Annotated in this window: 12 protein-coding genes; 6 read left to right on the top strand and 6 right to left on the bottom strand. The window is 48.7% G+C overall.

Annotated elements, in window-relative coordinates; genetic code table 11:
- Positions 1-57 precede the first annotated feature (57 nt).
- Positions 58-189, bottom strand: coding sequence for a hypothetical protein (locus tag Q0198_RS07660; RefSeq protein ID WP_297896654.1), 132 nt, complete (start codon positions 187-189; stop codon positions 58-60).
- Between the two features lie 80 nt (positions 190-269).
- On the opposite strand from Q0198_RS07660, the gene Q0198_RS07655 reads away from it, so the two are divergent.
- The 4 genes from Q0198_RS07655 (at position 270) to Q0198_RS07640 (ending at position 2,980) form a co-directional block, all read left to right on the top strand.
- Complete coding sequence (locus tag Q0198_RS07655; protein WP_297896652.1) at positions 270-1,472, top strand: replication-associated recombination protein A; 1,203 nt, start codon at positions 270-272, stop codon at positions 1,470-1,472.
- Positions 1,469-1,825, top strand: coding sequence for an MmcQ/YjbR family DNA-binding protein (locus tag Q0198_RS07650; protein ID WP_297896650.1), 357 nt, complete (start codon positions 1,469-1,471; stop codon positions 1,823-1,825). Before Q0198_RS07655 ends, Q0198_RS07650 begins: the two co-directional genes overlap by 4 nt.
- Positions 1,826-1,941: 116 nt before the next feature.
- Positions 1,942-2,649, top strand: coding sequence for a hypothetical protein (locus tag Q0198_RS07645; RefSeq protein ID WP_297896648.1), 708 nt, complete (start codon positions 1,942-1,944; stop codon positions 2,647-2,649).
- Positions 2,650-2,740: 91 nt separating this feature from the next.
- Entirely contained in the window at positions 2,741-2,980 is a 240-nt protein-coding gene (locus Q0198_RS07640; protein ID WP_297896646.1) for a hypothetical protein, read from the top strand.
- 247 nt (positions 2,981-3,227) lie between these two features.
- Here the strand turns inward: Q0198_RS07640 and Q0198_RS07635 are convergent, their stop codons facing one another.
- The 5 genes from Q0198_RS07635 to lolA form a co-directional block, all read right to left on the bottom strand.
- The gene (locus tag Q0198_RS07635; RefSeq protein ID WP_297896644.1) at positions 3,228-3,992 is read right to left on the bottom strand and encodes a hypothetical protein; all 765 of its coding nucleotides are present in this window, start codon (positions 3,990-3,992) and stop codon (positions 3,228-3,230) included.
- Positions 3,993-4,087: 95 nt separating this feature from the next.
- Positions 4,088-5,017, bottom strand: a complete 930-nt coding sequence (gene hemC / locus Q0198_RS07630; RefSeq protein ID WP_297896642.1) for a hydroxymethylbilane synthase — start codon at positions 5,015-5,017, stop codon at positions 4,088-4,090.
- Positions 5,014-5,466: an FxsA family protein gene (locus Q0198_RS07625; RefSeq protein ID WP_297896640.1), complete on the bottom strand. Its 453-nt coding sequence runs from the start codon at positions 5,464-5,466 to the stop codon at positions 5,014-5,016. The genes hemC and Q0198_RS07625 overlap by 4 nt, the downstream gene beginning before the upstream one ends.
- A gap of 65 nt (positions 5,467-5,531) precedes the next feature.
- On the bottom strand, positions 5,532-6,092 hold the full coding sequence (locus tag Q0198_RS07620) for a low molecular weight protein-tyrosine-phosphatase (RefSeq protein WP_297896638.1): 561 nt from the start codon (positions 6,090-6,092) through the stop codon (positions 5,532-5,534).
- A gap of 6 nt (positions 6,093-6,098) precedes the next feature.
- Positions 6,099-6,611, bottom strand: a complete 513-nt coding sequence (gene lolA / locus Q0198_RS07615) for a LolA-like outer membrane lipoprotein chaperone (RefSeq protein ID WP_297896637.1) — start codon at positions 6,609-6,611, stop codon at positions 6,099-6,101.
- Between the two features lie 119 nt (positions 6,612-6,730).
- Here lolA and secA point away from each other — a divergent pair, with 119 nt between their 5' ends.
- Together secA and Q0198_RS07605 are read left to right on the top strand one after the other, a co-directional pair.
- On the top strand, positions 6,731-9,349 hold the full coding sequence (gene secA / locus Q0198_RS07610) for a preprotein translocase subunit SecA (RefSeq protein ID WP_297896636.1): 2,619 nt from the start codon (positions 6,731-6,733) through the stop codon (positions 9,347-9,349).
- 823 nt (positions 9,350-10,172) lie between these two features.
- Positions 10,173-10,927 (top strand): ABC transporter permease (locus Q0198_RS07605; protein WP_297896634.1); only part of this gene is annotated, 755 nt, incomplete at its 3' end.

Here is a 10,927-nt window from a genome sequence, read left to right as displayed (position 1 = left end):
CTAAATTTTAAAACTGCTAAACTCGCCAAATCTGCGCGATTTGTACGCCGCAAAATTTTATATATCGCCATCGCGCACGCGGCATAAAATTTTAAAATTCCACTGAAATTTTAAAGCTCGCTCGCATGGCATAAATTTCAAGCCCGCACCGTGCATAAATTTCAAAACCTCGCCGTATGTAAAACCCAAACCGCTCTTTAAATTTAGCCGAATTTCAAAATTTAATCATAAAAACGCTATCATCGAGGCAAAATTTTTAAGGTTGTAAAATGAGTTTGAGCTTGAAATTTCGCCCCAAAAGCTTAGAGCAGATCGTGGGGCAGGGCAAGATCGTAGCGGTTTTTAAAAAATTCGTCGCCGCAGGCAGCATCCCGCACAGCATATTTTTCGGTGCCGCAGGCAGCGGCAAAACGACGATGGCGCGCGTGATCGCAAGCGAGCTGAACTACGATTTTTACGAGCTTGACGCCACGAGCTTGAAGGTCGAGGATATCCGCAAAATTCTATCCTCGCACGCCGGCTCGCTCATCAAGCCGCTCATTTTCATCGACGAGATCCACCGCCTCAGCAAGACGCAGCAGGAGGTGCTTCTTATCCCGATGGAGAACTACGCCGCGATCATCATCGGCGCGACGACGGAAAATCCGCAGTTCGTGCTAAGCAGCGGTATCCGCTCGCGCTCGATGATCTTTGAGTTCGAGCCGCTTAGCTACGAGGATTTGGAGGCGCTTTTGGCGCGGGTGCAGGGCGAGATCGGCTTTGAGATGGACGAGGAGGCGCGAAAATACCTGCTAAACTCCAGTAGCGGCGATGCAAGGAGTATGTTGAACCTGCTCGAATTTGCGCTTTTGGCAGACAGCGCCATTACGCTCGATACGCTTCGCACGCTGCGCGCAAATGCCATGGCTGCGGGCGTTAGCAGCGACGACGTGCATTACGAGCTAGCAAGCGCAATGATAAAAAGCCTGCGCGGAAGCGACGCCGACGCCGCGCTGTATTATATCGCGAGGCTGATAGATGCGGGCGAGAGCGCGGATTTTATCGCGCGCAGGATGGTGATCCTAGCTAGCGAGGACATCGGCAATGCCAATCCAAACGCCCTAAATATCGCTACTAGCACGCTAACTGCCGTTAGCAAGATCGGCTATCCCGAAGCTCGCATTATCTTGGGGCAATGCGCGATCTATCTGGCGCACAGCCCCAAATCAAACGCCGCGTATTTGGGCATCAACGCCGCTTTGAAGTTCGTCCGCTCCGCTGCTCCGCTGCCTACGCCGCGCTATCTCATCAACTCGGACAAGCAGATAGCGGACTACAAATACCCGCACGACTTCGGCGGCTGGGTCGAACAGGCCTATATGAGCGAGCCGGCGAAATTTTACGAAAGTAAGGGGATCGGCTTTGAAAAGACGCTGGATGAGTGGCTGGCGCGATTGCGCAAAGAAAAGATCGATATCAAGGAACGAGAATGAACTTCAGCAGCGTCCTAAAACTAATGAAGCAGCGCTACGGCGCGGATGGCGAGTATCTGTGGGATGAATATCCCAATTTTGCGGTTTTTCGTCACGCAGGAGGGAAGCGGAAGTGGTTTGCACTTCTGATGCGCGGGCTTGCAAACGAAAAGCTCGGTCGCGCACTTCCTGGCTCAAGCGACGTGATAAATTTAAAAGTTTCGCCCGATTTGGCGGCAATTTTGCGTGACGAAAAAGGAATTTTTGCCGCCTATCATATGAATAAAAAGCACTGGATCAGCGTCTGCCTTGATGCGGTGCCGCGCGAGCAGATCGAGGATCTAATCGAGCATAGCAGGGAGCTTACGAGGTAGAATTTGCGCCTGGGCTCGGTTTAAATTTGCGTGCGAAAGAGGCTAAATTTGAACCGAGAGCGCAGATTTTAGCGGCTCGTGAGGCTTAAATTTAAAAATATTCGCAAGGAGCGCGGATGAATGAGCAAAATTTGAAATATATCGCAAATTTAAAAGCGCAGGACGTGCCGTGGAGCAGGCTCACGACCGCTTACGGCAGGGCGAGCGAGTTTGCTGAAATTTTTGAGAAACTCGAGCGGGCAATCGAAGCTTGTGATACGGCGCGCGGCTTGGGCGGCGAGCAAAATTTAGACAGAGTGTTAAATTCAACAACCGAGTCCAGCGCAGGGCAAAATTTAAAAAGCAAGCCTGGTTGCGGGCAAAATTCTATGGATACGGCAAGATGCGGCGCGGCGCAAAATTCCGTAAATTTAGCGCAAAAGAGTGAGTCTAAATTTAAAAAAGCGGATAACGAGGCGGCGAAATTTAAAGCGGGCGGAGAGACGGAACTTAAAACGGGCACGGCGAAGTGCGGCGAGGCGGAATTTAAGATTGCGGATAGCGCGGCGATAAAATTTAAAGCGAGCCAGGCGAGTCAATTTAAAACGAGCGCGGCGAATAAGAGCTTGGATGTGAGCGAGCGGGAGAAATTTGACGCCAAGGCCCTTCAGGACGCGCTTAGTAAGATTTTTAACGAGATAGAGCACCAAAGCACGCTTTGGCACGCAACCCCTTTTGCACTGCTCTTTTTGGCGTGCATCTTTATGCAGGCGCGAGCGACTGCGGGCAAAAACGCGAATAAAAATAATCAAAACGCCGCGGCGGAAGAAATCGGGCGGAAATAATCAGAACGCGGCGGATAGAAATGCGGATAAAAGCCGGCAAAATGATGCGGCAGGCTTTATCGCGGCTCGGCTCAGCGGATTTTTTGCGTTTATGATTGAGATTTGCGATGATGCCGATAAGATCTCGCACGCAGCGCCGCTGGTGAACTTTTCGGATATGCTTGCGGAAAAATATCTGTGGCCGCAGAGCGATGAGAATGACGAGGAGCGCTGGGAGGAGTACTTTTACGACGATGAGCTATTTTACAGCCTTTATTTTTATTCGAGGGCGGTTTTAGATGCGACGAGAGTGGACTTTGCGCCGTTTAAGACTGGGCCGGGTGGCGTTTAAGGCTGCGCCATCTCGCCTTTTGATTCTAAATTTAGTGAGACGAGGTGCGCTTTGGCGATATTTTGTTTAAATTTAGACTTCAAAAAATTTTAAAATTCTTTAAAAATTTACGGCGTGCGGAATTTACAGATCGTCTTTTTAAATTTAAAATTCGCGCGATTTTTGATCGGCGGTATGGTTAAGGTGCGGGTACTGCTTTTAAATTTAGATCGCCGCGAAGCTTCAAACCCGCTTGCGGCGCGGCTTTTTATGTGGTTTTAAAAAGATACCAATTCGGCGCAATTTTTTCTATCATTATAAACTCGCTAGGGCTCATTTGCGGCAGATCCGCCTCATCTTGCACCCGCAAAAAGCCCACGGAGTTATCGGTGCCCCCGCCGATGAGCAGCATAAATCTTTTGCCGCTCGTCTCGGCGTGAGAGAGATGCAGGCTTTTGATCTCTGCTTTAGCGCGCTCGGACTCACCGCTAGCGTAAAGCTCGTAAATTTTTTCAAATGCCGCTAGGTTTTGTTTGCCGAACCCCACAAGCTCTTTATCGGGCGCCAAGATTAGCTTTAAATTTACGATATCTGCATCAGTTCTTTGCTCAAACTCCCGTTTTTGCGCCTCGCTAAATTTTTCATATTCGCTTACGATAGCCTCAATAATGGCGGTTTGCGCTAAAACTCGCACGGCGTAGATCCCGTCCTCCTTAGTATAGACGTAAAGATCGAAGTGCTTCTCTTTAGAGCCCAAAAATACGTGAAAAATCTCGCTAAATTCGTCGCTGCGTCCAAGCGGAGCAACCGTGATTTCGCTATAGTTATCCGCCGCGTAGAATTTACGCTTTAAATAGCTTCTCATCTCGCCTTTAAAATAAAGATTTTTATCGAAGTTTGTGTCGCTAAACAGCGAGCGGACGAGCTCCTCATTGGGGCTGGCGTTTAGGCTTAACGCGCAGCTTGCGCAAAGTATTAGAGGAGCAAAAATTTTTGAAAATCCTGCCGTTTTAAAAAATCTGAATAAGCTCAAAATTTAGCCTTTTGAAATTTTATAAATTTAAAAAGTCCATAAATTCTAGAAATTTTAAAATTTTGTAAATTTTAAAACTCCGTAAATTTCACCTTTTATAGGCTCGCCATCTCCTCGGCGCGCGCGAGAAGCTGCTTTGCGCCATTTTCGATAAAAACTCGCGCAAGCTCGGTGCCTACGCTTTGGTATTGCGATTTTTGCGCGACGATGTCTTGGCGGATACTCTCGCTGCCGTCGGGTAGACCCACTATCGCGCTGATGTGGATATTTTCGCCGTCAAGGCGCGCGTTGATGCCAATCGGCACCTGGCAGCCGCCCTCTAAAACCCTGACAAAATCCCGCTCTACGGTCGTTTCGATGATCGCGCGCTCATCTTTTAAAAATTCTATCGCGTGCAGGATTTGCGGCTCGTCCACTGCCTCGATGCCGAGCGCTCCTTGCCCCATCGCGGGGATCATCTGCGAGATTTCAAAGGGCGCTACGTGCTTTACCTCGGCGCGCAAATTTAATCGGTTGATGCCCGCCATCGCCAAGATAATCGCATCGAATTCCCCGTCTTTGAGCTTTCGCAGGCGAGTTTGGACGTTGCCGCGCAAGGAGATTATCTTTAAATCAGGTCGCATGCTAAGTAGCTGCATCTTGCGGCGAAGGCTCGTAGTGCCGACTTTCGCGCCGTGGGGCAGCTCGCCGAATTTAGAGTATTTTTCGCTGATCATCGCATCGCGCACATCTTCGCGCGCGCAGATCGCCGCCAGTACGAGCCCTTGTGGAAACTCCACGGGCACGTCCTTTAGACTATGCACTGCGATGTGTGCTTCGCCGCGAAGCATACTCTCCTCAAGCTCTTTCGTAAAAAGCCCCTTGCCACCGATCTTTGCAAGCGGCGTATCCAAAATTTTATCGCCTTTGGTTTTCATGCTTTTTAGCTGCGCTTGGATGCCGCGGGCGTTAAGTAGCGATGCGATGTGCTCGCTCTGCCACAGCGCAAGCACGCTGCCGCGCGTAGCGATAATCAAATTTTTCATTTTTCCTCTCCTATGCTTTTTCGAATCTCGATTTCGTTCTCCTCGATCACTTCTACGTCGATGACGTCGTCGTTTGCGCGGCTACGTCGCCAAAATTTTCGCTCTTTTTTTTCGGAATTTTCGCTGCTAGCGTTAAATTTAGGCACGTCGCTGGTGACGCAGTAAAATGACGCGGTGATTATGCAAACGCCTAAAATATCGCCGAAAATACCCGGTGCAATGAGAAAAACGCCGCCTACGACGAAGCCTACGCCGCTTAAAATTTCTTTCGGCGAGATTTTCATTAGATTAAAAAAGCCCATCCACGAGCGGTTTGCTACGACGTAACCGCCTAAAATCGCGCTTATGACGATCTCTACCGCATATGCCGCGAAGCCGTTTGCGCTTACGAAATAATAGGTCGTAAATGCCTCAATTATCAGATATGGAACGATCAAGAGCCTAAACATATTTTTCCTTGAATTATCACTTTAAGCCGCGCCTCTTTAAAGACGCTAAAATTTAATCGCGGATTTTAGCAAATTCCGTCTGAATTTTTAATGTATCGTAAGAGCCCCTCGCAGCCGCGCTTGATATCTGCGTAGCAGCGCTCAAAATCGCGCGTGTAGTATGGATCTGCGATTTGTAGGCGTTCGGAGCCGGTTAAATTTGAACCGGTGTCTTTTAAATTTAAGTCGGTTTGCTTTGCTGAGCCTTTGAAATTTCGCGCATCGCAGTCTGTAAAATTTTCCCCTGCAAATTCCAAAAGAAATTTTACCTTAGCCATATCCTTGCCGCGAAAAATTTGCCCCAGCGAGCGCATATTTTCATCATCCATGCAAAGAATTAGATCGTAGTGCTCGTAGTCTGTGGGCGTGACCTGCACGGCGCGATGCACTACGAGCGGCACCTTTTGCTCTTTTAGCACGCGCTGCGTTTCGTAATAGGGCGGCGAGCCGATCTCGTCGGTGTGCGTCGCCGCGGAATTTACGCTCACGCGCGCTTTAAGTTCGCTTTGATTAATAAAATTTTGCATCACGGACTGCGCCATCGGCGAGCGGCAGATGTTGCCGTGACAGACGAAAAGTAGCCTCACGCGCGCCTACTGCGTGATGATATCGTAGTTTTTCGGAATTGCCGGCTTGAAGATCGCCTCGTTTACCGGCGCGTTTTTGCGGACATTGCTTAGATTGATGACGACCTTATTGTCCATTTTGTCAGTATAGCTGATCTTGCTAGGCAAATCGCCCTTTAGCTCGATGAGATATTTCACATCGTCGAAGCTCGCCTCATAAACGCCGTTTTTATTTGGCTTTGCGTTCGCTAGGATCGCGGTTAAATTTGGCGTTTCTTTGATATTCGTGATGATGGCCTGCTCGAGTTCGGGCTCGATTACGACGACCTTTGTGAAACTAAAAAATATATTTTTTATCGTAGGGGTCTTGTAATGCCACACGGCGTGCTCTTTCGTGGCGCTAAAATCGCCGCCGTAGCTGATTTTCGCATCGTCGCTCTGCACGGTTTGCGAAAAATTTGCGCTCAGAGTGTTGAATTCTATCCCGCTTGCGAATGCAAAAATGCAGCTTGCCGCTAAAGAAATAAGAGTTTTTTTCATAAATTTTGCCTTTATTTTTGAAAATTTGCGCGTATTATAGCCGTTTTTCTAGGATTTAATTAAATAGAAACTAAAAATATGTTAATATGCGCGGTTAAAATTTAAAACTAAGGTTTGAGATGTTTAAAAAGGTCATCCATGGGATTTTCGGTACTAAAAACGATAGGATCGTCAAACAATACGCCAAGCGCGCAGCGCAGATCAGTGCGCTTGAAGAAAACTACGCGGCGATGGACGATGCGACGCTTAAGGCGGAATTTGAAGCGTTAAGAGCGCAAGTTCGCGCGGGCGAAAAGAGCACGGACGACGTGCTTAACGAAGTGTTTGCTATCGTGCGAGAGGCGGGCAAAAGAGTGCTAAATATGCGCCACTTCGACGTTCAGCTAATAGGTGGTTTGGTGCTAAACGACGGCGCGATTGCCGAGATGAAAACGGGCGAAGGAAAGACCCTCGTAGCGACTTTGGCGGTAGTGCTAAATGCGATGGAGGGCAAGGGTGTGCATGTCGTAACCGTAAACGACTACCTAGCTAAGCGCGATGCCGCGCAGATGGGTGAGCTATATGAATTTTTAGGGCTTAGCACCGGTGTGATCGTAGGCGGAGAATACGATGACGCCAAGCGCAAGGCCGCATACGCGTGCGATATTACGTACGGCACAAACAACGAGTTCGGCTTTGACTACCTGCGCGATAATATGAAATTTAGCGCGGATGAAAAGGTGCAACGCGGGCATCATTTCGTAATCGTCGATGAAGTTGATAGTATTTTAATCGACGAAGCCAGGACGCCACTTATCATCTCTGGCCCTACGAACCGCACTCTAGACGGCTACATCAAGGCAAACGAAGTAGCTCGCCAAATGATCCGCGGCGAGGCGCCAGCCGATCCGAAAGGCAAAGCTACGGGCGATTTTACCGTAGATGAGAAGAACCGCGCCGTTTTGATCACGGAGGCAGGAATTTCAAAAGCTGAGAAGCTTTTTGGCGTCGATAATCTCTATAGTCTCGAAAATGCCGTGCTTAGCCACTACCTTGATCAAGCACTTAAGGCAAATTATCTATTTGAAAAGGATGTGCACTACGTCGTGCGCGACGGACAGGTCGTAATCGTGGATGAATTTACTGGGCGTCTGAGCGAGGGTCGCAGATTTAGCGAAGGCTTGCATCAGGCGCTTGAAGCTAAAGAGGGTGTGCAGATCCAAGAGGAGAGCCAAACTCTTGCCGACATTACCTTTCAAAACTACTTCCGCCTTTACGAGAAGCTCGCCGGCATGACGGGTACGGCGCAGACGGAAGCTACGGAATTTTCTCAAATTTACAAACTCGAAGTGGTCTCGATCCCTACAAACGTGCCGGTTATCAGAAAGGATCAAAACGATCTTATCTACAAGACCGAGCGCGAGAAATTTGACGCCGTCATAAATGAGATCAAGCGGCTAAATTCCAAAGGTCAGCCCGTGCTCGTGGGTACGGCGTCGATCGAAAAGAGCGAGAAGTTGCACGAGCTTTTGGTCAGAGAAAACATCGCGCACTCCGTGCTGAACGCCAAAAATCACGAGCGCGAAGCGCAGATCATCAAAGACGCGGGCGTAAAGGGCGCGGTAACGATCGCTACGAATATGGCAGGACGTGGCGTGGATATCCGCATAGACGACGAAGTGCGCGCTTTGGGCGGGCTATATATTTTAGGTACCGAGCGCCACGAAAGTCGTCGTATCGACAACCAACTTCGCGGCCGAAGCGGACGCCAGGGCGATCCGGGCGAGAGTAGGTTTTTCTTGAGTCTGGAGGACAATCTACTTAGAATTTTTGGTAGTGACAAGATTAAAAATATCATGGATCGCTTAGGTTTGAAAGATGGCGAGCATATTGAATCAGGCATGGTTTCGCGCGCAGTAGAGAACGCGCAGAAAAAGGTCGAGAGCCTGCATTTTGAAGCGCGTAAAAATATCTTAGAATACGACGACGTCGCAAACGAGCAGCGCAAGACGATCTATAAATATCGCAACGAGCTTTTGGACCCCGACTACGATCTGAAAGATAAAATCATCCAAAACCGCGAAGAGTATATATCTAGCGTGCTTGAGGAGCTTGAAATTTTCGACGGCGCAAATATCAAAGAGGTCGATAAATTCCCGATCGTCGCCAAAATCGCTCAAGAAACGGGCGAGGTGCTCGAAAATAGCGAGCTTGAGAAGGTCGATGATTTCAAGGAGCTGAAAGAAAAGATCATCGGCGCGCTTGCCGTTTCGTATGAAAACAAGATGTCGCCGATCGATCCGCAGCAGCGCAAAAGTATCGAAAAGATGCTTTATCTGCAGATCGTCGATCGCGACTGGAGAGAGCATCTGTATCAGATGGATATCCTAAAAGCGGGCATCGGACTTCGCGGCTACAACCACAAAGACCCGCTTACAGAGTATAAAAAGGAGAGCTACAATCTTTTTATGGAGCTTGTAATGCGCCTCAAATCCGACAGCATCCGCTTGCTGCATTCGATCCAGTTCAAATCCAGGGAGGAGATCGAAGCCGAGCAGCGTGCGATGCAGGAGCGTATGGAGAGCTCAAACGCCAAAGAACTCGCCGCCGCAAGCACGAATGAAGCGCAGCTAAAGGGCTCAGACGAGTTTGGCGACAAAAAGCCTAAGCGAAACGATCCTTGCCCTTGCGGCAGCGGCAAAAAATACAAAGACTGCCACGGCAAGGGCGGTCCGAAAAAAGGCGGCTTTGCAAGGTAGGCGCGGCGATCGGTCGTAAGTATCGCGCGATCGGTGATCTTGATTGCGAGTATTACGCGATCGGCGCTTTTCGACCTTGCTTTTGTATTTGGCGGATCGGTCGAGGGCGGAGCGTCATAAAATTTTAAAAGAGGCTTGATCGCGAGATTGCGTGTGGCTCTTTTTGACCTTTGCCTCGCTTTCGTATTTAACGGATCAGTCGCGAGCGAGAGCACCATAAAAAATTTTAAAGGGTCTTGATCGCGAGGCGGCATGAACGGCGCGCAAAGCTGCGCGATAGGGTAAAATTTTAGTTTTGAAATTTTAAAATTTCAAAGCGTACCCGATGCTTTGCCACATATTTTTCAAGGTGCTGTTTCGGCGCACCATGTGGCAAAACGCAAGCCAATCAGCGCGTGATACTTAAATTTAGTGCGCGGCTAGGCCACTGCGCGGCATTTGAAATTTTAAATTTATGCGATGCGGGCGAGCTTGCAAGCAGACTCCGCCTTTAAATTTTAAGAATTTCAAAATTCTAAAAGATTTGAAATTTCTAAAATTTTAAAATTTTGAGGCGTTTGAAATTTTAAAATTTAGAATTCGGGTTTAAAATTTCGAGGTTTTGGCAAGACGATATGTTTGATTTGCCGTATCGGATATCTTGGGGGCGAATTTCATTGCGTATAAATAGATTTCGGCGTGATTTTAAATTTTCAAAGCCCGCCGGAGTTTTCATATTTGAAGGCGCAGAACCCGTTTTTGGAATTTTAAAATTCCAAAATACTTAAAATTTCACATAGAATTTAGCGCTAAATTTTATGTGAAATTTTACAAGGACGGCTTTTTGGTAAAGTATTTATTATTCAAATATCTCAGATTCGATCGCTCTCAGCCCTTCATTACGCTTTCGGCGCTGCTTGCGTTCTTGGGCGTCGGCGTGGGGCTTACGGTGCTGATCGTCGCGATGGCGATAATGAACGGCTTTGATAAAGAATTCGAGCGCAAGCTATTTACGATGAACTACCCGATCACGATCCACAGCCACTTTCGCGGCGGTATTTCAAAAGACGACGTGGAGGGACTGCGGGCGGACTTCCCCGATCTGATTTTTAGCCCGTATATTAGCTCGCAAGTCATCGCCAAAGGCGGCGAGAAGCTCGAGGGCGGGCTGATTTTCGGCGTAAATTTAGACGATGAGAAGCGCATCAACTCCGTCGTCGCGGCAGGCGCCAAAGACGCCAATCTAACGGATTACGGCATCATGATAGGGCGCGGGATCAAAGATGAGTTTATGCTGGATGAGGGCGGCAAGATCACGATGATTTTTACGAAGAGCGATCCTGGCGGCTTTGCGCTGATCCCTAAGATGAAGCGCTTTGATGTGCGCGCGGATTTCAGCTCGGGGCTGATCGCCTACGACAAGGCGTATTCCTACGCGGACGCGAGCGATCTAGCTAAAATTTTGGGCTACGACGAGGGGACTTTCGACGGCGTGCATGTTTTTTCAAACGATCCGTTTAAGGATCTGGAGCGTATCAAAAAAAGCCTCCCCGGCGGTGCTAGCGCTGTGGGCTGGTGGCAGCAAAACGGTAATTTTTT

This window comes from uncultured Campylobacter sp. (assembly GCF_938045205.1).
In the GTDB taxonomy this organism is placed as follows: Bacteria; Campylobacterota; Campylobacteria; order Campylobacterales; family Campylobacteraceae; genus Campylobacter_B.
The sequence above is the reverse complement of the archived record's forward strand: the minus strand, read 5'-3'. Positions and strand labels throughout refer to the sequence as shown.